The sequence below is a fragment of the Paenibacillus polymyxa M1 genome, assembly GCF_000237325.1.
GTDB lineage: Bacteria > Bacillota > Bacilli > Paenibacillales > Paenibacillaceae > Paenibacillus > Paenibacillus polymyxa_C.
In genome coordinates, this window is the sequence record NC_017542.1 from 193,637 (window position 1) to 214,821 (window position 21,185).

Sequence of the window (21,185 nt, forward strand, 5' to 3'; positions counted from 1 at the left end):
GATATTGAAATCATGAGGTGATAGAGATGTCTAAACCAAAAGGATTCGAGATTCCTATAGGGGTTCGGGATTACCTTCCACGTGCAGTGTCGAAGCTGCGGGCCATTGAACTGAATGTACTCGCTTGTATGGAACGTTGGGGTTACCGTCAGATTATGACGCCTACGATGGAATACTACGATACGGTAGGAGTAGCTAGCTCTACTTCTGATCGGAAGCTGTTTAAATTGCTCAACAACCGAGGGACTACGTTGGTACTTCGTTCTGATATGACTGCTCCAATTGCACGGGTGGTATCTTCGTTGCTAAAGGAAGAGGAAGTACCGCTTCGCCTTTCCTATCACGCCAATGTATTTCGAGCGATTGAGGAAGAGGCAGGAAGAGAGGCAGAGTTTTTTCAAACAGGCGTGGAGCTGGTAGGGGATGACTCGCCTGAGGCTGATGCAGAAGTGGTAGCATTGGCCATTGCATCATTGCAGGCAGCGGGTGTTACCTCTTTTAAAATTGCCATGGGACATGTGGGATTCCTGAACGGGTTATTTGAGGAGATCATTCCAGGTCGCCAGGCTGAACAGCAGGCGCTAAAAGAACTGTTGCTCAATCGTGATGTAGTGGGCTACCGAACGGCGATTGAAGCTTTAGGTTTGGCGCCCGAGCATCGCGATAAGCTGGAGGCCATTCTTCGGCTGCGTGGCGGGAAGGAAATTTGCGAACAGGCTACTCGCCTTAGTGTGGAGCAGCAGACGCTTCAAACCATTGCACATTTGTGCGAGGTGTGGGAAGTCCTGGAGGCGTACGGCGTATCTGAGCATGTGTTAATTGACCTTACCATGATCGGGGATTTTTCATATTATACAGGAATGACTTTTGAGGGCTATGCAGCGGAAATCGGGTTCCCGGTATGCAACGGAGGTCGTTATGACAATCTGCTTCAGCAGTTTGGGCGATCTGTACCAGCAACGGGATTCGCATTGAAGACGAACCGAATCGTCGATGGTGTGGATGGTATTGCAATTGAGACGAAGCTTCCTGTACTTATTCGTTATGACGAGCAGGAACGTCGAGAGGCGTTATCTGCAGCGGCACAGCTACGTGCAGAGGGGCTTAATGTGGTGACAGGACTCACGGGGGGGCCGGAAGATCGACGTCGTGAGCAGCAGGATCTGTACGCAGAGGTATACAGCTATACAGCTGAAGGAAGACAGCCAGTACAAAGGAGGGAATTGCCATGACGGAAACATTGAAGGTAGCCATGCCGAAGGGACGGATTTATAAGCAGGCTTCCAAGTTGTTTCGCCAGGCAGGGGTTCCAATTCCACTGGATGTGGACGAAACCCGCAAGCTGGTCATTCCATTGCCTGAACTGGGGATGGAATTTATTATGGCGAAGCCCGTGGATGTTCCTACGTATGTGGAGTACGGTGCAGCTGACATCGGCATTGTAGGTAAGGATGTTTTGCTGGAAGAAAACAAGGATGTATATGAGCTGCTGGATCTGGGGATTGCCCGTTGCCGGATGTCGGTGATTGCTTTACCCGATTGGCAACCAGGTATTCGTCAGCGGGTCGCAACCAAATATCCAAATGTGGCTTCCCAGTATTTTCGGGAGCAAGGTCAGCAGGTGGAGGTCATTAAGCTGAATGGTTCCATCGAGCTGGCGCCGTTAATTGGTCTGGCAGATCGCATTGTAGATATGGTGGAGACGGGGCAGACCTTGCGGGAGAACGGATTGGTTGAGCAGATTAGCATACTGGATATTACCAGTCGTTTGATTGCCAACCGGGTCAGTTACCGGATGAAAAATGGTCCGATTCAGGCATTGTGTGATCGATTGCATCAGGTGATTCCAACTGAAGTAGTACCGAAGGGTTAAAGGAACGGAGCAACGGTTAAGGAGCATTCTGCAAGCAAGCAGCAGGTAAGGGGGAATGAGCAAATGAAGATCGTAGCAGCCCGTGATTTCAATCTCCAACGAGAGGTAGATTACGGAACACCTGAGCAAAACGAGGCTGTGCGTACGATTATTCAATCGGTACGCCAAGAGGGAGATGAGGCTGTCCTGCGGTATACAGAAATGTTTGACGGTGTATCGCTGACAGCGGAGCAGCTTCGTGTGACAGATGGAGAATTAAAGTTGGCCTATGATAAGGTAGAGCCTTCATTTATACAGGCGATTCGAGAAGCGGCCGCTCATATTCGCGCTTTTCATACCAAGCAAAAGCGTAACTCATGGATAGATTTACAATCAGATGGTAGCTTGCTCGGTCAAATCATCCGACCATTGAAACGTGTAGGCGTGTATGTTCCAGGTGGTAAAGCTGCCTATCCTTCCTCGGTATTGATGAATGTTATTCCAGCTCAAGTGGCTGGAGTACCGGAGATCGTCATGGTGACACCCCCGGCGACAGGCGGCAAGGCAGGGATCGACCCCTATACACTGGTAGCTGCGGCAGAGGCTGGTGTAACGGAAATATACAGGGTTGGCGGAGCGCAGGCTATTGCCTCTCTTGCATACGGGACACATAGTATTGAACCGGTTGATAAAATTTGCGGTCCCGGCAACATTTATGTAGCGCTGGCGAAGCGAGAGGTATACGGTGCAGTGGATATCGACAGTATTGCGGGACCGAGTGAAATTGTCGTATTGGCAGACGACACGGCGAATCCCTCTTATGTAGCGGCCGACCTACTTTCACAGGCGGAACATGACGAAATGGCCTCAGCCATTCTGGTTACGCCTTCGCAACGCTTGGCCGAAGAAGTATCAGCCGAGGTACAGCGCCAATTGGCGGAGTTGCCGCGCAGAGATATCGCTGCTGCATCGGTGGAGGCATACGGAGCCATCATTGTCGTTGACAATTTGGAAGAGGGCATCCGTATTGTCAACCGGCTTGCGCCAGAGCATTTGGAGATCATGACGGAGCAGCCGATGGAGCATATGGGGCAGATTGAAAATGCGGGAGCTATTTTTCTGGGAGCGTACAGCTCAGAGCCGGTAGGCGATTATTTTGCCGGACCTAATCACATCATTCCGACGAATGGAACAGCACGCTTTTCTTCGCCAGTGGATATTGATGATTTTATCAAGAAGTCGAGTATGATCTATTACAGCAAGGAAGCACTGCTGCGCAATGGAGAGACCATTATGCAGCTTGCCCGGCATGAAGGGCTGGAAGGCCACGCACGGGCGATACAAGTTCGATTGGACAATGAGAAGAAGGCGGTGGATGGCGATGGGGAACGAAAATAACAAAGCAGAGCGTACAGGCAGTGTCAGCCGGAAAACGAACGAAACAGACATTCAGCTGTCATTTGCAGTAGACGGGACAGGGCAGGCCGAGATTGAAACGGATGTTCCTTTTCTGAATCACATGCTGGATTTGTTCACCAAGCACGGACAATTTGATCTGAATGTACAGGCCAGAGGGGATGTGGACATTGACGATCATCATACCGTCGAGGACATTGGTATCTGTCTGGGGCAAACCTTGCTGGAAGCATTGGGTGATAAAAAAGGTATCAAGCGCTATGCCAGCGTCTTTGTACCGATGGATGAGGCACTCGCGCAGGTTGTTATTGATCTGAGCAATCGACCTCATTTTGAGTATCGCGCAGAGTACCCGTCTCAGCAGGTAGGCAGCTTCTCGACAGAGCTGGTGCATGAATTTCTATGGAAATTTGCATTGGAGGCTCGCATGACGCTGCACGTCATTGTTCACTACGGGCAAAATACCCACCATATGATTGAGGCGGTGTTCAAAGCGCTGGGGCGTGCTTTGGATGAGGCGACCTCCATTGATCCGCGCGTGACAGGAGTGCCTTCAACGAAGGGAGTGCTGTAGTCCATGTCCATTGCCATTGTGGATTACGGCAGAGGGAATCTGCATAGTGTGAGCAGAGCGGTTGAGCGCCTTGGCTATGAGGCTGTAGTGACAGGAGATGCTCAAGTGATTCGTACCTCTAGCGGTGTAATTTTGCCGGGGGTAGGGGCTTTCGGGGATGCGATGGAACATCTGCGTTCCAGCGGATTGGATCGGGTTATTCAGGAGGTTGCAAGTGCTGGACAACCGCTGCTCGGTGTTTGTTTGGGAATGCAGCTATTGTTCACTCGTGGTGAAGAATACGGCAGTCACGAAGGACTTAATATATTACCAGGCGAGGTCGTTCGGTTTGCTCCTGATCTGGGTGTTAAAGTGCCACATATGGGCTGGAATCGTCTGCATATCACCCAGCCAGAGCACCCGTTATTGCAGGGCTTGGAGGAAGGGCATGTGTATTTTGTGCATTCCTATCATGCAAAGCCGGAGATCGAAAGTGACCTGCTGGCAGTAACCGACTACGGTGGACCTGTAACGGCTATTGTTGGCAGAGGCCATGTATACGGTATGCAGTTCCATCCGGAGAAAAGCGGAGAAATGGGGATGCGTCTGCTTCGTCAGTTTTTGGAATTGGCGGAAGCGGAAAAGCGAGCATAACTACTTGAGCGTTTGTGTTAGTAGGCTCAAATTTGGGCGTTGATGGGTGTGAAGGTATATAGCTGTTGATTAGTTCATAAGGGGGTCATACTTTGTTCACGATATACCCGGCGATTGATATTCGCGATGGCAAATGTGTACGACTGGTACAAGGTGATTATAACCAGGAGACAATATACAACGAAAATCCGGTGGAAGTAGCACGAGAATGGGAGCGCTTGGGCGGCTCCTACATTCATTTGGTTGATTTGGACGGTGCCAAAGCAGGTCAACCGGTGAATGATGCGCTCATTGGACGGATTGCTTCTGCGGTGCAAGTACCTGTACAAGTGGGCGGTGGCTTACGTACGCTTGAGCATGTGGAGCGGCTGTTGTCGCTGGGCGTGAGCCGAGTGATTTTGGGCACGGCAGCTATTGAGGATCGTGCTTTTACGGAAGCGGTATTGGGTACCTACGGTGATCGGATCGCCATCGGTCTAGATGCGCGAAATGGCTATGTGGCTACGCGTGGATGGCTCGAAACCTCGGAGGTTCGAGCAGATGAATTGGCTGCTGAACTGGCCTCCAAGGGAGCTGAAACATTTATTTTCACAGACATTTCTCGCGACGGCATGATGCAGGGCCCGAATGTAGAGGCTATTGCAGCGCTTGCCAAAAGCAGTGGACGAACCGTGATTGCATCCGGCGGAGTCAGCAAGATGGATGATCTAATCACACTGAGCACCTATGCGAAAGAAGGCGTGGGCGGAGCTATTGTGGGTAAAGCATTGTATACAGGGAGCATTGATTTACAGGTTGCCGTACAAGCTGTAGCAAAGGCATAGGGGGAGTAGGCATGCTGGCTAAACGTATTATTCCCTGTCTGGATGTAAAGGATGGCAGGGTGGTTAAGGGCGTTAATTTTGTGAACTTGCGCGATGCAGGTGACCCGGTGGAGCTGGCTGCGCTTTATGACCAGGAAGGGGCGGACGAAATCGTATTTCTGGATATTTCCGCTTCGGTTGAAGGTCGTGCCACGATGGAAGAAGTAGTTCGCCAGACAGCCGGAGAAATTGCTATTCCTTTCACCGTAGGTGGCGGGATATCTCATGTCGATGATATGAAACGCATTTTGCGTGCCGGTGCTGATAAAATCGGCGTAAATACGGCGGCTGTCCGCAACCCTCAGCTGATCGCAGAAGGTGCGCGCAGCTTTGGTTCACAATGTATCGTTGTTGCCATCGATGCCAAGTACAATGAGGCGTGGGGCGAATGGGAAGTTTACACGCACGGAGGCCGCACGCCATCGGGTATTCGCGCCTTGGCCTGGGCCAAGGAAGCAGAGCAGCTGGGGGCCGGTGAGATTCTGCTGACCAGCATGAATGCAGACGGAACTAAGGATGGCTTTGACCTGCCGCTGACTTCCGCGGTTTCGGATATCGTAGGGATTCCAGTTATTGCTTCCGGCGGAGCAGGCAAACAGGAACATTTCTATGACGTGTTTACGTCAGGTAAGGCAGATGCTGGATTAGCAGCAACGATTTTTCACTATAAAGAAATCGGAATCCCTGAGCTGAAACGGGATTTGAAGCGCAGAGGAGTGGAGATACGATGAGCAACGAATTGAACCAACAGCTATCTCTGGAGCAGATACTGGATAATGTCCGCTGGAATGAGGCGGGGCTTGTCTCGGCAATTGTGCAGGATGATGCTACGCTTCAGGTATTGACGCTGGCCTATATGAACCGTGAGTCACTGAAACGGTCTTTGGAGTCAGGAGAGACCTGGTTCTGGTCTCGTTCCAGACAGGAGCTGTGGCACAAGGGGGCAACTTCAGGGAATACGCAGAAGATCTCCTCCATCCAGCTGGATTGTGACGGAGATGCTCTATTGGTGCGTGTCATTCCGAGCGGTCCGGCCTGTCATACAGGCGCAACGAGTTGCTTTTCTCGTGATATTTCCGTGCCAGGAACAGCTGTAACACCTGTGGCAGGAAAAGCAGGAGCTCAAGTGTCGGTAACTCGTACCGATGCTATTCCCATTGCTTCAGAAGGCCGCTTTGAGGTGCTTGCCCAATTGGAAGCAATTATTAAGGAACGCGAGGAGACACGTCCTGAGGGAGCCTATACGACCTATCTCTTTGACAAAGGCGTAGACAAAATCCTGAAAAAGGTTGGCGAAGAAGCCTCCGAGACCATCATTGCAGCCAAAAATAAAGATAATGAGGAGTTGCGCCTAGAGGTCAGCGACTTGATTTATCACCTGTTGGTGCTGTTGCAGGAGCGCAAGCTACCACTCGATGACGTGCTGGCTGAGCTGAATCGCCGTCATGAACGCCCTCGTCGTGATTAGGACGTGTGCTGCATTGTATGAAAGGGGAGGGCTGCATGAAAATTGACTATCATACGCATCATTCCCGCTGCGGGCATGCGATAGGAAGTCTGGAGGAGTATGTGCAGCAGGGGATCCGGCTGGGGCTGGATCAGCTCGGCTTATCCGATCATATGCCGCTGCTGCATGTAGAACCAGCCAACTATTATCCAGAAATGGCGATGCCTATGGATGAGCTGCCCCGATACGTGGAAGAATGCTTGGATCTGAAGGAGCGTTATAAGGGGCAAATTGATATTCGTGTTGGTTTGGAAGGCGACTATATCGAGGGCTGGGAACGCGAAATCGAAGATATCGTCCATGCATACCCATGGGATTATGTGATTGGTTCCGTCCACTTTCTCGGTGAGTGGGATGTCACCGACTTCCGTCAGGTTCACCATTGGGAAGGTAAAAATGTGCTAGAGGTGTACCGCACATATTATGATGCGGTTTCCAAGGCGGCCGCTACGGGGTTGTATGACATCATGGGTCATTTGGATGTCATTAAGCGCTTCGGCTATCATCCGAAACCAGAGGAAGAGGAGGAGCTGCGTGAATTGGAGCGCTCCGCACTCTCAGCCGTAGCCCGCAGCGGTCGGGCAATGGAACTCAATGCATCAGGGCTTTCCAAGCCCTGTGCCGAAATGTTTCCGAGTCGCCGCATGCTGGAGCAAGCTTTCACGCTAGGTATCCCGTTGACCATCGGCTCGGATGCCCATGATCCAGCGAAGCTGACTGAGCATCTGGAGAAGGCGCGTGCGCTTTTACATGAGGTTGGCTATCGCGAGCTTGCTGTATTTGAGCAACGTGAACGTTCGCAGGTTCCGCTGACGTTATAATAATATATTAAATGTTGTATCCAGTGACTAGCCGAACGCACCTTTCACACAGGGAAAATGCGCTCGGCTATTTAGCGTATTTTTGTATATGTATCTACCGGGGTACGAGCACGAAACCGTTTTTTGGAATAAGGCAGGATCGACTGTCAAGTCGTTTTGAAGTTGTGGTATACTGAAGGGTATGAACATGTCAGTTACTTTTAAAGGAGGTGCCTTGGTTATTTATGAAAGGGAAACATCTGCGAGTTTCGGAACCTAGCCCTAAGATTATTGCTTTGCGTTTCGACGCATCTTTCTTTTTTGAGAAAGCTGTGCGCTCGCTTGATCGCAATCATTATGACAAGGCATTGAAATATTTTCGCAAAGCCGTTGAATATGAACCGGATAATCCGGTGAATCATTGCAATATGGCGGGTATATTATCAGAGATGGGGGATTATGCAGGTTCGAATGAGATCCTGTCCTCTGTTCTGAGTGACGTAGACTCGTCGATGACAGAATGTTATTTCTATATGGCGAATAATTACGCTAATATGGAGCAGTTTGAAGAAGCGGAAAAAGCATTGGTCACGTACCTGGAGGAGGACGAAGAAGGCCAGTTTCTTGATGAAGCCGAGGAAATGATGGAGCTGCTCTATTATGAGCTGGACCGTCCGACGAAGCTGAACCGCATTAAGGCCCGGCAGGGAGTGGTTGAGCATGATCAGGCCCGTGTTCTGCTGGAGGAAGGGAAATTTGCTCAGGCAGCCCAACTGCTCAAGCAAATTTCTGAGGAGCAACCAGACATGTTCGCTGCGCGGAATAATCTGGCGCTAGCGTATTACTACATGGGATTGTTCCAAAATGCTAAGGCTACCATTATTCAAGTGTTGGAGGATGAGCCAGGTAATTTACACGCATTGTGCAACTTGGCGATTTTTTATCAGCACGAAGGCGGCGGTCCGGAATTGGATCGTCTGGTTCAAACCTTGGCGGTCACTATACCGTTTCAGGAGGAGCAGGTATTCAAGCTGGCGACCACTATGGGGATTCTCGGACGTCATGAGGAGGCCTACAGACATTTTCGTAGGTTGCTTCATGGCAATGGAGAGAACAATGCGGACGCTTCTTTGTACCATTACACAGCGGTAGCTGCCAGCAATACAGGAAGATATGCGGAAGCTCGGCGGTTATGGAGTCATTTGCAAAAGCAGGATGCTTCCTCGGAGGTTCCAAGATTTTTCCTGTCCAGATTGGAAGAGCTTCAGCAGGAAGGTACACCGCTGCAAGTGCTCAGCTATCACTATCATCTCCCGTTTGAAGAGCAATTCCGCATGTGGGAGAAGTTTGGTGCTGAGCAGGTGCCTGACAGTATGAAGAAGGACCCGCTAATCCGGTCATCTTTCTTTTGGGCCTTGCGCCACGGAGACCGGGCGACTCAGCTTCAGGTCATTCAGGCGTTAAGCCTGATCGGTGACGATGAGGTGCGTCAGGCGCTGGAGTCCTTCGTAGAAGACCCGGATCAGGAGAGTGAACTCAAACGCCGTGCTTTGCAAGTATTGCAAGAGCTGGCAGAGCAGGAAGTACAGAATACACACACGGAAACGGAGCATCCTGAGCGGTTGGAGGCTGAGAAAGATCCGTATACAACCGAAGGTGATATCTCTGCTTCGTCAGTTGATCCACAATGGCAGGCCGTGCTGGACAAGGTACTGACCGTCATGAGCAAATCATCCGATCCGGCCATGCAGCATGATTTGAGATCACTTTGGCAGGAGTATCTGGATCGGCTTGCTCCAGAAGTCCCGATGGTTCAGCATACTGAGGGATGGGCAGCTGCGCTGGAATATTTGACAGCCAAAATGCATCATCATTCAGTCACCTATCAGGAAGTAGCCGACCGCTATGGTATTTCCGTATCGACCGTAAGCCGCTACGCACGTCAAATTGACAGCGTGTGTGGTATCAAACAGAAGCTGAAGCAGCCGCTCTCCACGTTTAAAAAGCAGGTCTGAGACCTGCTCCAAACATCACTTAAAGGAGGCAACAAACGTATGTATAAATCCATAATTATTGGTACAGGTCCTGCAGGCTACACAGCCGCTATTTATTTGGCACGCGCCAACATGAATCCGCTGATCATTGAAGGAATGCAGCCCGGTGGGCAGCTTACCACAACGACTGAAATTGAAAATTTCCCGGGTTTTGAGCAAGGTATCCTCGGACCTGAGCTGATGGATAACATGCGCAAGCAGGCCGAACGTTTTGGCGCTGAGTTTACTTCCGGTTGGGTAGAGGAAGTCGATTTCAGCAAGCGCCCTTTTAAAGTGAAGGTAGAGGGTAAAGGTATCATTGAGGCGGAGTCGGTTATTATTGCTACAGGTGCGTCCGCCAAATACCTCGGCATTCCAGGTGAGCAGGACAATGTAGGTCGCGGAGTTAGCACATGCGCAACTTGCGACGGCTTCTTTTTCCGTGGGAAAAAGATTATCGTGGTCGGCGGTGGCGATTCAGCCATGGAGGAAGCGAGCTTCTTGACCCGTTTTGCTTCCAGTGTAACCTTGGTCCATCGTCGTGACGAATTGCGGGCATCTAAAATTATGCAAGACCGCGCACGCGAAAATGAAAAAGTACATTGGGCATTAAACCGGACTCCTCTGGAAGTTGTGACGGGAGAAACTGGCTTAAAGGGCCTGAAAGTACACAATAATGAGACCAACCAGGATGAGCTAATAGAGGCAGATGGCGTGTTCGTGGCGATTGGGCATACACCGAATACAGGCTTTCTGAACGGACAGATCCATACCGATGAACACGGCTATATCGAAGTGAAGCCAGGCACGACGGAAACGAATATCCCGGGTGTTTTTGCCTGTGGGGACGTTCAGGATAACCGTTATCGACAAGCCATTACGGCTGCGGGAACGGGCTGTATGGCGGCTATGGATTGCGAGAAGTATCTTGAAGGCAGCGCTGTCCACGACTGGAGCGAAACACTGGATCAATAAAGGGTGTCTATAATACACAAAGTGGCTAATGTGAGGGGCTAAGGGCCCTCTGTTAAGTCCCGTTGTTTGTTCAGGAAGAGAAAGCCTGGTGCATTTGCACAGGCTTTCTCCTTTTTATGATTATAGAATTGTTCAGCGGAGCTGAACAATTCTATAATCGCAAGGAAAATTTCCGTTAAGCGTGGTCTGGCTTCCTTGAAAGTACGTCAATAGACGTTTTTCTTATGGAGGCATGAGGTTAAAAGTTCAGCTAATCGTACATTTTTCAACAGGCAAGTGTCCTTGACCGTAACGGGGGCTTCAATTATAGTTGGAACGTAGGATTACTATTATGAGGCAGGAATTTTAAGCTATATTTCATACCAGATTTTTAAGTAAACATAAAAGGTGGCTTGGAACATGTCTGAAAGTATCTATGTAGGTGTCGATTTGGGCGGTACCGCGATTAAAGTCGGCATTTGTAATGAAAACGGACAGCTTTTGCACACATATGAGGGACCAACCGAAACCGATAAAGGTGTAGACGTTGTCATTGGTAATATCGAAAAATATGTGCGGCACATTGTTGAGGAATCTCCTTATGAGTGGGATCAACTAAAGGGTGTCGGTGCAGGCGTTGCAGGTTTTACGAATGTTCGTGATGGTATTATTGTCCTCGCTCCTAATATTGGCTTTCGTGACGTACCGATCCGTGCGCTCCTAGAGAACCGGATTGGCAAGCCTGTGAAAATAGACAATGATGCGAATGTTGCTGCGCTGGGTGAGGCTTGGGCTGGTGCAGGCAAAGGCATTGAGAACTGCGTATGTTATACCCTGGGAACAGGCGTAGGTGGCGGTATTATTATAAACGGTAAAATATATCAAGGTTCTTCGGGCATGGCTGGGGAAATTGGCCATATCAGCGTCGTGCCTGATCTGGAGGCTATTCAGTGTGGATGCGGCAAAATGGGTTGCTTGGAAACTGTATCTTCCGCAACAGGCATCATTCGTATGGCCAAGGATGCTGTGGAACGTGGCGACCGGACCTCTCTGGCGCTGGAAGATCACATTGCTGCTAAGGAAGTATTCGATGCTGCTAAAGCCGGGGATGAAGTCGCACTGCGTATCGTGAATCGGGCTGCCTTTTATTTGGGGAAATCGATGGCAGCTGTTGCCGCTGTGCTCAATCCAGAATTGTTTATTATAGGCGGCGGTGTTTCTAAAGCAGGCGACTTTTTGTTTGAAGAGATGCGTCGCGTATACGCCAAGCTGGCTCCTGAACCGCTTCAAAAAGGTGTATATATCGTACCAGCAGTGTTAGGCAATGACGCGGGTATCGTAGGGGCTGCAGGGTTGCTGCTACGCTCCTAATCCACAGGTTGAGGATAGGGGTACTGGCATAGAGCGAAGAAGCAGAAGGAGAGGGAAGTCCATATGACAGACAATCTAAAAAATGCTGCGCCGTGGGCAACGCTCATTATTATTACGGGGATGTCAGGCGCAGGGAAGACCATTGCGGTGCAGAGCCTTGAAGACTTGGGCTTCTTCTGCGTTGATAATTTACCCCCTGTGCTGATTCCCAAATTTGCCGAGTTGATTGAGCAGTCTAACGGTAAAATAGGCAAAGTGGCTCTTGTCATTGATTTACGCGGACGAGAATTTTTCACCGCCTTGTCGGAATCGCTTAATTATATTAAAGATCATTTTACGATTCATTGTGAAATTTTATTCTTGAATGCGAATGACGGTGTTCTCGTACAGCGGTACAAAGAAAGCCGTCGACGGCATCCGCTTGCTCCAGATGGTATGCCTTTGGATGGGATTCGTTTGGAGCGTAAGATGTTGGAGGAACTCAAAAGCTCCGCTACACAGGTTATTGATACAAGTACGATGAAGCCCGCAACCTTAAAGGCGAGGATTATTTCGAGATTTTCTCATCTGGAGAGCAGTATGCTGTCCGTGAATATTACTTCTTTTGGCTTCAAATATGGTATTCCCATTGATGCCGATCTTGTATTCGATGTGCGCTTCCTGCCTAATCCCCACTATGTGGACCAGCTACGTCCACACACGGGACAGGATAGCGATGTATATGATTATGTCATGAAGTGGCCGGAGACTCAGGCGTTCCTGACCAAGTTGCTGGATATGTTGCACTTTTTGATTCCGCAGTATCGCAAAGAAGGTAAAAGCCAGGTCATTATCGGTATTGGCTGTACTGGAGGTAAGCATCGTTCAGTTGCAATATCGGAGTATTTAGGAAAAATGCTGGGTGCCAGCGAGACAGAATCCGTTTCTGTTTCGCATCGGGATGCTGATCGGGACCGGCATTAATGAGGTGAAATCATGAAAGAGACCGGATCACAACGGGAGCGCCCACGTATTGTTGTTATGGGCGGCGGAACCGGCTTGTCCGTCATGCTGCGGGGCTTGAAGCAAAAGCCGCTGGATATTACGGCTATTGTTACAGTCGCTGACGATGGCGGAAGCTCCGGGATATTGCGCAGTGAGCTGCAGATGCCCCCTCCAGGGGATATCCGCAATGTGCTGACTGCCTTGGCTGACGTGGAACCAGTAATGTCAGATATGCTAAAATACCGTTTTGGTGCTGGATCAGGGTTGTCAGGCCATAGCTTGGGGAATTTGATCTTAGCAGCGATGACTGATATATCGGGGGATTTTGTAACGGCGGTGCGTGAGCTTAGCCGTGTATTTGCTGTCCGAGGGCGTGTACTACCGGCGGCTGAGGAAGGCGTTGTGCTCAGCGCCGAGATGGAGGATGGCACGGTGATCACCGGGGAGTCCAAAATCCCAGAAGCGGGCGGACGAATCAAACGTGTTTTTCTTGAACCGACTCACGTGGAGCCGTTGCCTGAGGCTGTGGAAGCCATTAATGAAGCCGATGCGATTCTAATTGGTCCCGGCAGTCTATATACCAGCATTTTACCGAATTTGCTTGTACCGAAACTTGCTGAGGCTGTGGTGAAATCAGATGCTATCAAAATATTTGTCTGCAACGTGATGACCCAGCCGGGGGAAACCGATGGCTATACAGTGGGAGATCACCTGCAAGCGATCTATGAGCATGTAGGGCATCATCTGTTCGACTATGTCATTGTAAATAACGGAGAAATTCCACCCCAAGTACAGGAGATGTATGCCGAGCAGGGAGCTAAGCCTGTTCAAGTAGACATGGGCGAGCTGGCTGATCGAGGATATAAAGTAGTGGCAGATACGTTAGTTCTGTTCCGCACGTATTTACGGCATGACGCCGACAAACTGAGCCAGCATATTTACCAATTGGTACAAAACTGGATGTTAAGAAGGAGGTGAGTCCCTTGTCCTTTGCGGCACAAACGAAAAAAGAGCTTACGATGATTGAAAGCCAGCCCTGCTGTGAAAAAGCGGAACTGTCTGCGCTCATACGTATGCTCGGATCCGTACAACTGTCGAATAAAAGGGTGATATTGGACGTGTCCACAGAAAATGCCGCGATTGCAAGGCGGATTTACTCCTTGATCAAAAAGCATTTTCAACTTCACATCGAACTGCTTGTACGGAAAAAAATGCGCTTGAAAAAAAATAATGTGTATATTGTCCGCATTCCTAATGGTGTACAAGAGCTGCTAAAGGAGCTTTATATTGTCTCAGAAGGTTTCTTGTTCACTGACGGGATTAATCGGGATATCATTCGGAAAAACTGTTGTAAGCGGGCTTATCTGCGGGGTGCCTTTATGGCAGGTGGCTCTGTGAATAATCCAGAGGGATCGTCTTACCACCTTGAAATTTCTTCGATGTATGAGGAGCATTGTCAGGCGCTAGTTGATCTCGCTAATGAGTTTCATCTCAATGCCCGCTGTATTGAGCGAAAAAAAGGCTTTATCCTTTACATCAAGGAAGGCGAGAAGATCATTGAGCTGCTCAGTATCATTGGGGCGCACCAAGCCTTGTTCAAATTTGAAGATGTACGTATCATGCGCGATATGCGCAATTCCGTAAACCGTATTGTTAATTGCGAAACAGCTAATTTGAACAAGACGATCGGAGCTGCTGTCCGGCAAATTGAGAATATTAAGTTGCTGGAGAGGGAAGTTGGTTTGGAGACCTTGCCAGATAAACTGCGTGAAGTGGCAGAAATTCGGCTCGCTCATCCCGATTTGAATTTAAAAGAAGTCGGGGAAATGCTCAAAGGGGTCGTGAGTAAATCGGGTGTAAATCATCGACTTCGCAAAATTGATGAGATGGCTGACAAAATCAGGGGGGAAAACGGCCTGATTCCGTAAAAGAGGGTCTGTGGGGCTTTTAGAACCGGTTTTTTTAGTTTTTTTTCTAGTGTCTGTCCCGGGTTAATGTTATAATGTGATAAATAAAATGGAGTAAATAGCGTCCAGATTTATTTGATGAGGGGGTAAGCTGACATGTCAAAACATCCAGTAGTCGTACGCTTGAAAACAGGACTGCACGCCAGACCTGCTGCGTTGTTCGTACAGGAAGCGAATAAATATTCATCTGAAATTTTTGTGGAAAAAGAAGACAAAAAGGTTAATGCCAAGAGCATCATGGGTATTATGAGCCTCGCCATCAGTACAGGTACTGAAATCAATATTAGTGCTGAAGGTGCGGACGCCGAACAGGCTGTAAACGCTTTAGTAAGTCTGGTTAGTAAGGTAGAGCTGGAAAATCAATAAACGAACATTTGCTTTGTGATATGATGTATGCTCTTAGTGAAAGCCCCCTCGGGGGCTTTTTTTTGTATCCAGAAAAAGCATTCAACCAGCCCCGCCATTAAGCTATTTATGTATATTTATTTGAATATAGCGACCGCGTTAAGTCCAAGCTACAAATAATTAAAACCCCTGGGTAATGCTCTGTTTCGGAAATTTATACCGCTTGACTGCAACCTTTTCCCGTTTTTTCCGTCTGGAAAGTACAAACATTTTCAAGAAAGAGGCTGACTACAATGAGAGTTTGGACAAAAACAGTAAGCACAGCAATTCTTGCAGGAGCATTATTAGCTGGAGGAGTAGCAGGAGGGCTGTGGACGGGAGCTGATCGCGCTTATGCAGCAACGGCGACGACGGCGAATGGTGTAATTAACGTGAGTGGAAGTGGTGAAATAATGGCTAAGCCAGATATCGCTTATCTCTCTATTGGTGTGCAATCGGAAGGAAACACCGCTGCTGCAGCTCAAAAAGCCAATGCTGCGAAAATAAACAAGGTTACACAGCTGTTAAAAGAAAAATGGAGCATTAGTGCAGACGATATTCAGACAAGCCAGTTCTCTGTACAGCCTAACTATACCTATAACGAGAAAGAAGGACAGAAGCTCAAAGGCTACATGGCCAACCATACACTTTCAGTGAAATATCGCAATTTGGATAAAATTGGTCAACTGTTGGATGAGGCTACAAATTCCGGTGCAAACAACGTAGATAATATACAGTTTTCCGTAGAGAATCCTTCCGCTTATGAGGAAGCAGCAATTGCAAAGGCGTTGGATAATGCTCAATCCAAAGCAAGTGCCGTAGCAAAATCAGCTAAACGCGGTTTAGGAGCTCTGGTGAATGTGACAGTAGATGGCGGGGAAGCTCAGGTTTACACACAACGTGAGAATGCCATGTCCAAAGCGCTCATGGATATGAGTGGCGGAACAGAGATACAGTCGGGTCAAGTAACGGTGAAAGTCCAAGTGTCTGCCCAATATGAGATGAACTAGTATAGACCATTAAGCGGAGCCGCAAGCGCCTGCAACATTGCAGGATGACTTGTTGGCTTCTTTTGTCTATTGAAACCGTTTTGTAATGAGTCTGTCATAGCTAATGGCTGTTAGGTGTACAGATTGAAATCAAGGAGTGTACAGATTGTAAACTACATACAATAGGGTATAGATATAATAAGAAAAGTGATCAAAACACATAGATTATACAGATTTGCAATAGGAGGAATACTTACGATGAACAAACATACAAAAAAATGGGGCTCAGCATTGCTGGCAGCGGGAATTTTAGCAGGGGTTGCGGTTATTCCCGTTTCCTATATTGGGGCAGCATCGACCAAACAGCAGCAAGCGACAACACAGCAACCAGGGATCGCCATCCAATGGAATGGTAAAACGTTGGCCGCTAAAGGTATTCAAGTGAACGGGAACACCATGATTCCAGTGGCAGCACTGCGTGACAGCTTGGGAATTCCGGTGAGCTATGACACCAAAGAAGGGACATATACAGTGGGGAGTGGGTACAACAAGCTCTATATCGTGGTCTCCTCCTCGGATGCCTATGTCAATGTGAACGGAATCAACACGCGCAGCATGGATGCCAAAATGATCGCCGGGAAGCTGTACATTCCTATGAGTCTGCTGAAAGACTATCTGGGTATCGATGCTCAGTGGAATGCAGCTCAGAAAACCGTAACATTGAGTAAAAGCCAGCTAAATCCAATCACAATTGCATCTCAGACGCTTCCAGCTTCGAGCAATGCAAAGGTATCTTATAAGATTAAGTATCCACAAATCAGCGGCAGCCAGCTGAATCCTGAGGCTCAACAGACCATTAATAATGTGCTAAAAAAGCATGCAGAGACAGTATTGGCAGCAGGCAAAAAGATGGTGGCAGAGGGAGAGGTTACAGCAGAAAGACCGTATGATTTCGAGAATGATTTTGCAATTGCCTATAACAAGGACGGTATTCTAAGTGTGATTATGCAGGACTACTCGTATACAGGTGGCGCACATGGCATGACGGCGCGTAAAGGATACACGTTCTCGCTCGCTGATGGCAAGCTGCTGCAATTGTCTGACGTATTGAAGGCAAATCCGAACTATAAAAAGTTTTTGAATGCTGATTTGAAGAAAAAAATTGATGCGCTCCAGGCTGGCGAAGGTTTTGAAAAATTTAAAGAGTTGGCCGCAGATCAGAATTTTTATGTGACCAACAGTGGAGTAACCATCGTGTTTGATTTGTATGATTATGCTCCATACGCGTATGGAATTCCGGAGTTTACTTACTCGTTCGCTCAACTGCTGCCTCAGGGCGGAAAGCCTTTTGCGGGACAAAATCAATAATTTGGATGACCTATATTTTAAAAAAATAGCAAATCAAAAAGGCTGCCTACTGGATACGAATATCCGAGGCAGCCTTTTTGATTTACCAGCTATCCGAGGTAAATAAGTTTTCTTATACACCTTCTGGAGAGGAGCTAGTTAACACTTTATCAATAATACCGTATTCTTTGGCATCATCAGCGGACATGAAATAGTCACGGTCTGTGTCTTTTTCGATGCGTTCCAGTGGTTGACCTGTGCGATCTGCGAGAATGCGGTTCAATTTGTCACGCATTTTCAGAATGCGACGGGCGCGAATTTCGATATCCGTTGCCTGTCCTTGTGCACCACCCAGTGGTTGGTGAATCATAATTTCACTGTTTGGTAAGGCAAAACGTTTGCCTTTGGCACCTGCATTCAGCAAGAAAGCACCCATGGAAGCAGCCATACCTACACAAATGGTAGATACGTCAGGTTTAATGTATTGCATCGTATCGAAAATGGCCATACCAGCTGTGATGGAACCGCCAGGACTGTTAATATACAAGTGAATGTCTTTTTCAGGATCTTCAGCAGCCAAAAACAGCATTTGTGCAATAATTGAGTTGGCTACAACGTCATTGACGTCCGAGCCCAACAAAATAATGCGATCCTTCAACAGTCTGGAATAAATGTCATAGGCGCGTTCGCCGCGGTTACTTTGTTCTACTACCATAGGAACATAGCTCACGTCAAAAAACCTCCCTTAAATATCGTTAGTGGATTTGGTGGATATGCCGATTACACATCCCTATTTATAAACTGTTACCGTATTAACCACATGATAAACAATTTCAAACAAAAAGTCAAAGAAAGTCAAACTATTGATTGAAAAAAGAGCGCTCAGCGCTCTTTTTGGTTAAAAACATTATATGGAACATTTAGCCGATCATATAAAACGACGCGCCCGCGAGGAATCGAACCTCGATCTCAGGCTCCGGAGGCCTACGTCATATCCGTTGGACCACGGGCGCACAGATGAACATTACAAGCAACTAACTAATTAATTGGAAACAAAGATGATTATATGATATACGGCATTGAATTGCAAGCTTTTATTACGTGCGCATATTCACATAAAAAGTTGAGAAATATAGGTTCAGATAGACTTGCATGTGAAGCAAATATTGGGTAAGATATACGTGGGACTTAAAAAGTTATCCCGGGACATTTTAAGACCAGTTAGAGATATAGCATAGAGACAGAACTTAGAAGTGTGCGGGAGTGGAAAGCATGCGAAAGATATTAGAAATACAGAAGCAGCTTCTGCCCGACCTCATGGATGTTTTGAAAAAAAGGTACACGATCCTGCATCAGATTATGCTGTCCGAAGTTATTGGACGCAGAACACTGGCAGCTTCACTGGATATGACCGAGCGCGTACTGCGCGCTGAGACTGATCTCCTTAAAGCGCAAGGGCTAATTGAGATTGAGAGTGTGGGCATGAAGGTGAGCAAAGCAGGACTGGATCTGCTGGAACAGCTGGAGCCGATTGCGAACAACTTGTTCGGCCTGTCCCAATTGGAGGATCAGATTCGTCAAGCCTACGGTTTGAGGAAGGTGGTTGTCGTTCCAGGGGATTCGGATGCTTCACCGTTAGCGAAGCAGGAACTGGGCCGTGCTGGCGCAAAGGCGCTGCTGAGTGTTATGGATGACGAGGACGTGGTCGCTGTAACAGGTGGCACGACGATTGCAGATGTGGCGGAACAACTGACATTACCTGCTAACGGCCCGCTTAAAGGCGGATGGTTTGTACCGGCACGCGGGGGTTTGGGAGAGAGCATGGAAATGCAGGCAAATACAATTGCCTCCACGATGGCTCGCAAGGTCGGCGCTCAATACCGTCTGCTCCATGTACCGGATTTGCTCAGCAATCATGCTTACAACTCCTTGCTTGAGGATACGAATATTCAGGATATATTGAGCCTGATTCGAGAAAGTCGTATTATCATTCACGGGATAGGCAACGCCATAGCAATGGCCCACAGACGCAAGCTTGACCCTGAAACCTTCGCCCAGATCAGCAATGAGGGCGCGGTCGCCGAATCGTTTGGTTATTATTTTAACGAAGACGGCGTCGTTGTTCACAGAATGCTGACGCTTGGACTCCGTTTGGAGGACATCAGGCGCACGGAGACGGTGTTAGGTGTGGCTGGAGGCAAGAGCAAGGCGGCTGCTATTCATGCGGTATTGCGTTTCGGACAGGAAGACATTCTTGTCACCGACGAAGGCGCTGCTGCCGAGATTGTAAGCCGTTATTTAAGAGATTGATAAGGTTTTTTAATTGTGTTGTCTTGACGGGCTTTCGGGTCTGTCTTGAATATATAAAACTAAACTAAACGAACTTTGGGAGGAACTCACTCATGACAGTTAAAGTTGGTATTAACGGTTTCGGACGTATTGGACGCCTTGCTTTCCGCCGTATTCAAGACGTAGAAGGTATTGAAGTAGTAGCAATTAACGACTTGACAGATTCCAAAATGCTGGCACATCTGTTGAAATATGATACAACACAAGGTACTTTCCAAGGGGAAGTAGAAGTACATGACGGTTTCTTCAAAGTAAACGGTAAAGAAGTTAAAGTTTTGGCTAACCGTAACCCTGAAGAATTGCCTTGGGGAGACCTGGGTGTAGACATCGTTCTGGAATGCACAGGTTTCTTCACAACTAAAGAAGCTGCTGAGAAACATTTGAAAGGCGGCGCTAAAAAGGTTGTTATCTCCGCTCCAGCTACTGGCGACATGAAAACTGTCGTTTACAACGTAAACCATGAAATTCTGGACGGATCTGAAACTGTAATTTCCGGTGCTTCTTGCACAACTAACTGCCTGGCTCCTATGGCTAAAACATTGCAAGACAAATTTGGTATCGTTGAAGGCTTGATGACTACAATTCACGCTTACACTGGCGACCAAAACACTTTGGATGCTCCACATGCTAAAGGTGACTTCCGTCGTGCTCGCGCAGCAGCTGAAAACATCATCCCTAACACTACTGGTGCTGCTAAAGCAATCGGTCTGGTTATCCCTGAGCTGAAAGGTAAATTGGATGGCGCAGCTCAACGTGTTCCAGTACCAACAGGTTCCCTGACTGAGCTGGTAACAGTTCTGGAGAAAAACGTAACTGCTGAAGAAATCAACGCAGCGATGAAAGAAGCTTCCGATCCTGAAACTTACGGATACACTGAAGATCAAATCGTTTCTTCTGACATCAAAGGTCTGACTTTCGGATCCCTGTTTGATGCAACTCAAACTAAAGTTCTGACTGTTGGCGACAAACAACTGGTTAAAACTGTAGCTTGGTACGACAACGAAATGTCCTACACTGCACAATTGATCCGTACTTTGGAATACTTCGCTAAATTGGCTAAATAAGAATTTCCTTATCGAGCAACATCATAGAGCGGAAACAGGTGTTATTGTTTCCGCTCTTTATATATCAAAATGTGCCTTAAATTCCTGTTTCGTAAAAT

The 21,185-nt window shown here is 48.1% G+C and carries 21 protein-coding genes and 1 tRNA gene; 20 read left to right on the plus strand and 2 right to left on the minus strand.

The window, feature by feature from the left end; genetic code table 11:
* The first annotated feature begins 26 nt into the window (after positions 1–26).
* The 18 genes from PPM_RS00835 (at position 27) to PPM_RS00920 (ending at position 17,695) form a co-directional block, all read left to right on the plus strand.
* Positions 27–1,232, plus strand: coding sequence for an ATP phosphoribosyltransferase regulatory subunit (locus PPM_RS00835; protein ID WP_014599368.1), 1,206 nt, complete (start codon positions 27–29; stop codon positions 1,230–1,232).
* Positions 1,229–1,873, plus strand: coding sequence for an ATP phosphoribosyltransferase (hisG, locus tag PPM_RS00840; RefSeq protein WP_013368797.1), 645 nt, complete (start codon positions 1,229–1,231; stop codon positions 1,871–1,873). The genes PPM_RS00835 and hisG overlap by 4 nt, the downstream gene beginning before the upstream one ends.
* A 63-nt stretch (positions 1,874–1,936) precedes the next feature.
* Positions 1,937–3,250 carry a histidinol dehydrogenase gene (hisD, locus tag PPM_RS00845; RefSeq protein WP_013368798.1) on the plus strand — a complete coding sequence of 438 codons (1,314 nt, stop codon included), beginning with the start codon at positions 1,937–1,939 and terminating at the stop codon, positions 3,248–3,250.
* Positions 3,234–3,842, plus strand: coding sequence for an imidazoleglycerol-phosphate dehydratase HisB (hisB, locus tag PPM_RS00850; RefSeq protein ID WP_013368799.1), 609 nt, complete (start codon positions 3,234–3,236; stop codon positions 3,840–3,842). Before hisD ends, hisB begins: the two co-directional genes overlap by 17 nt.
* A 3-nt stretch (positions 3,843–3,845) precedes the next feature.
* Positions 3,846–4,475 (plus strand): imidazole glycerol phosphate synthase subunit HisH, encoded by a 630-nt coding sequence (gene hisH, locus PPM_RS00855; protein ID WP_013368800.1) that lies wholly within the window; start codon positions 3,846–3,848, stop codon positions 4,473–4,475.
* A gap of 92 nt (positions 4,476–4,567) precedes the next feature.
* On the plus strand, positions 4,568–5,299 hold the full coding sequence (gene hisA / locus PPM_RS00860) for a 1-(5-phosphoribosyl)-5-[(5-phosphoribosylamino)methylideneamino]imidazole-4-carboxamide isomerase (protein ID WP_013368801.1): 732 nt from the start codon (positions 4,568–4,570) through the stop codon (positions 5,297–5,299).
* A gap of 11 nt (positions 5,300–5,310) precedes the next feature.
* A complete protein-coding gene (gene hisF, locus PPM_RS00865; RefSeq protein WP_013368802.1) occupies positions 5,311–6,069 on the plus strand; it encodes an imidazole glycerol phosphate synthase subunit HisF in 759 nt (252 codons plus the stop codon).
* Entirely contained in the window at positions 6,066–6,806 is a 741-nt protein-coding gene (gene hisIE, locus PPM_RS00870) for a bifunctional phosphoribosyl-AMP cyclohydrolase/phosphoribosyl-ATP diphosphatase HisIE (protein ID WP_013368803.1), read from the plus strand. Before hisF ends, hisIE begins: the two co-directional genes overlap by 4 nt.
* A gap of 35 nt (positions 6,807–6,841) precedes the next feature.
* Positions 6,842–7,666, plus strand: coding sequence for a histidinol-phosphatase HisJ (hisJ, locus tag PPM_RS00875; protein ID WP_013368804.1), 825 nt, complete (start codon positions 6,842–6,844; stop codon positions 7,664–7,666).
* A gap of 224 nt (positions 7,667–7,890) precedes the next feature.
* Positions 7,891–9,660: a tetratricopeptide repeat protein gene (locus PPM_RS00880; RefSeq protein ID WP_013368805.1), complete on the plus strand. Its 1,770-nt coding sequence runs from the start codon at positions 7,891–7,893 to the stop codon at positions 9,658–9,660.
* 39 nt (positions 9,661–9,699) lie between these two features.
* A complete protein-coding gene (trxB, locus tag PPM_RS00885; RefSeq protein ID WP_013368806.1) occupies positions 9,700–10,653 on the plus strand; it encodes a thioredoxin-disulfide reductase in 954 nt (317 codons plus the stop codon).
* A gap of 399 nt (positions 10,654–11,052) precedes the next feature.
* Positions 11,053–12,003: an ROK family glucokinase gene (locus tag PPM_RS00890; RefSeq protein ID WP_013368807.1), complete on the plus strand. Its 951-nt coding sequence runs from the start codon at positions 11,053–11,055 to the stop codon at positions 12,001–12,003.
* 63 nt (positions 12,004–12,066) lie between these two features.
* On the plus strand, positions 12,067–12,966 hold the full coding sequence (gene rapZ, locus PPM_RS00895; protein WP_013368808.1) for an RNase adapter RapZ: 900 nt from the start codon (positions 12,067–12,069) through the stop codon (positions 12,964–12,966).
* 12 nt (positions 12,967–12,978) lie between these two features.
* Positions 12,979–13,965: a gluconeogenesis factor YvcK family protein gene (locus tag PPM_RS00900; RefSeq protein WP_013368809.1), complete on the plus strand. Its 987-nt coding sequence runs from the start codon at positions 12,979–12,981 to the stop codon at positions 13,963–13,965.
* A gap of 5 nt (positions 13,966–13,970) precedes the next feature.
* On the plus strand, positions 13,971–14,915 hold the full coding sequence (whiA, locus tag PPM_RS00905; protein ID WP_013368810.1) for a DNA-binding protein WhiA: 945 nt from the start codon (positions 13,971–13,973) through the stop codon (positions 14,913–14,915).
* A 135-nt stretch (positions 14,916–15,050) separates the two neighbouring features.
* Positions 15,051–15,320 carry an HPr family phosphocarrier protein gene (locus PPM_RS00910; RefSeq protein ID WP_013368811.1) on the plus strand — a complete coding sequence of 90 codons (270 nt, stop codon included), beginning with the start codon at positions 15,051–15,053 and terminating at the stop codon, positions 15,318–15,320.
* A 272-nt stretch (positions 15,321–15,592) separates the two neighbouring features.
* Positions 15,593–16,348: an SIMPL domain-containing protein gene (locus PPM_RS00915; RefSeq protein ID WP_013368812.1), complete on the plus strand. Its 756-nt coding sequence runs from the start codon at positions 15,593–15,595 to the stop codon at positions 16,346–16,348.
* 237 nt (positions 16,349–16,585) lie between these two features.
* On the plus strand, positions 16,586–17,695 hold the full coding sequence (locus PPM_RS00920) for a PdaC/SigV domain-containing protein (RefSeq protein ID WP_013368813.1): 1,110 nt from the start codon (positions 16,586–16,588) through the stop codon (positions 17,693–17,695).
* A gap of 112 nt (positions 17,696–17,807) precedes the next feature.
* On the opposite strand, the gene clpP is transcribed toward PPM_RS00920, so the two are convergent.
* Positions 17,808–18,404 carry an ATP-dependent Clp endopeptidase proteolytic subunit ClpP gene (gene clpP, locus PPM_RS00925; RefSeq protein WP_013368815.1) on the minus strand — a complete coding sequence of 199 codons (597 nt, stop codon included), beginning with the start codon at positions 18,402–18,404 and terminating at the stop codon, positions 17,808–17,810.
* 211 nt (positions 18,405–18,615) lie between these two features.
* Positions 18,616–18,687: transfer RNA gene (locus tag PPM_RS00930), tRNA-Arg, on the minus strand.
* A gap of 259 nt (positions 18,688–18,946) precedes the next feature.
* Between PPM_RS00930 and PPM_RS00935 the strand changes: the two genes are divergently transcribed.
* Positions 18,947–19,984, plus strand: a complete 1,038-nt coding sequence (locus PPM_RS00935; RefSeq protein ID WP_013368816.1) for a sugar-binding transcriptional regulator — start codon at positions 18,947–18,949, stop codon at positions 19,982–19,984.
* A gap of 92 nt (positions 19,985–20,076) precedes the next feature.
* Positions 20,077–21,087 carry a type I glyceraldehyde-3-phosphate dehydrogenase gene (gene gap, locus PPM_RS00940; protein ID WP_013368817.1) on the plus strand — a complete coding sequence of 337 codons (1,011 nt, stop codon included), beginning with the start codon at positions 20,077–20,079 and terminating at the stop codon, positions 21,085–21,087.
* Positions 21,088–21,185: the final 98 nt, after the last annotated feature.

What these genes read in the sequence shown, in the direction of transcription:
- PPM_RS00835 (WP_014599368.1), top strand. Translation starts at nt 27, where the DNA reads ATGTCTAAACCAAAAGGATTCGAGATTCCTATAGGGGTTCGGGATTAC.
- hisG (WP_013368797.1), top strand. Translation starts at nt 1,229, where the DNA reads ATGACGGAAACATTGAAGGTAGCCATGCCGAAGGGACGGATTTATAAG.
- hisD (WP_013368798.1), top strand. Translation starts at nt 1,937, where the DNA reads ATGAAGATCGTAGCAGCCCGTGATTTCAATCTCCAACGAGAGGTAGAT.
- hisB (WP_013368799.1), top strand. Translation starts at nt 3,234, where the DNA reads ATGGGGAACGAAAATAACAAAGCAGAGCGTACAGGCAGTGTCAGCCGG.
- hisH (WP_013368800.1), top strand. Translation starts at nt 3,846, where the DNA reads ATGTCCATTGCCATTGTGGATTACGGCAGAGGGAATCTGCATAGTGTG.
- hisF (WP_013368802.1), top strand. Translation starts at nt 5,311, where the DNA reads ATGCTGGCTAAACGTATTATTCCCTGTCTGGATGTAAAGGATGGCAGG.
- hisIE (WP_013368803.1), top strand. Translation starts at nt 6,066, where the DNA reads ATGAGCAACGAATTGAACCAACAGCTATCTCTGGAGCAGATACTGGAT.
- hisJ (WP_013368804.1), top strand. Translation starts at nt 6,842, where the DNA reads ATGAAAATTGACTATCATACGCATCATTCCCGCTGCGGGCATGCGATA.
- PPM_RS00880 (WP_013368805.1), top strand. Translation starts at nt 7,891, where the DNA reads ATGAAAGGGAAACATCTGCGAGTTTCGGAACCTAGCCCTAAGATTATT.
- trxB (WP_013368806.1), top strand. Translation starts at nt 9,700, where the DNA reads ATGTATAAATCCATAATTATTGGTACAGGTCCTGCAGGCTACACAGCC.
- PPM_RS00890 (WP_013368807.1), top strand. Translation starts at nt 11,053, where the DNA reads ATGTCTGAAAGTATCTATGTAGGTGTCGATTTGGGCGGTACCGCGATT.
- rapZ (WP_013368808.1), top strand. Translation starts at nt 12,067, where the DNA reads ATGACAGACAATCTAAAAAATGCTGCGCCGTGGGCAACGCTCATTATT.
- PPM_RS00900 (WP_013368809.1), top strand. Translation starts at nt 12,979, where the DNA reads ATGAAAGAGACCGGATCACAACGGGAGCGCCCACGTATTGTTGTTATG.
- PPM_RS00910 (WP_013368811.1), top strand. Translation starts at nt 15,051, where the DNA reads ATGTCAAAACATCCAGTAGTCGTACGCTTGAAAACAGGACTGCACGCC.
- PPM_RS00915 (WP_013368812.1), top strand. Translation starts at nt 15,593, where the DNA reads ATGAGAGTTTGGACAAAAACAGTAAGCACAGCAATTCTTGCAGGAGCA.
- PPM_RS00920 (WP_013368813.1), top strand. Translation starts at nt 16,586, where the DNA reads ATGAACAAACATACAAAAAAATGGGGCTCAGCATTGCTGGCAGCGGGA.
- PPM_RS00935 (WP_013368816.1), top strand. Translation starts at nt 18,947, where the DNA reads ATGCGAAAGATATTAGAAATACAGAAGCAGCTTCTGCCCGACCTCATG.
- gap (WP_013368817.1), top strand. Translation starts at nt 20,077, where the DNA reads ATGACAGTTAAAGTTGGTATTAACGGTTTCGGACGTATTGGACGCCTT.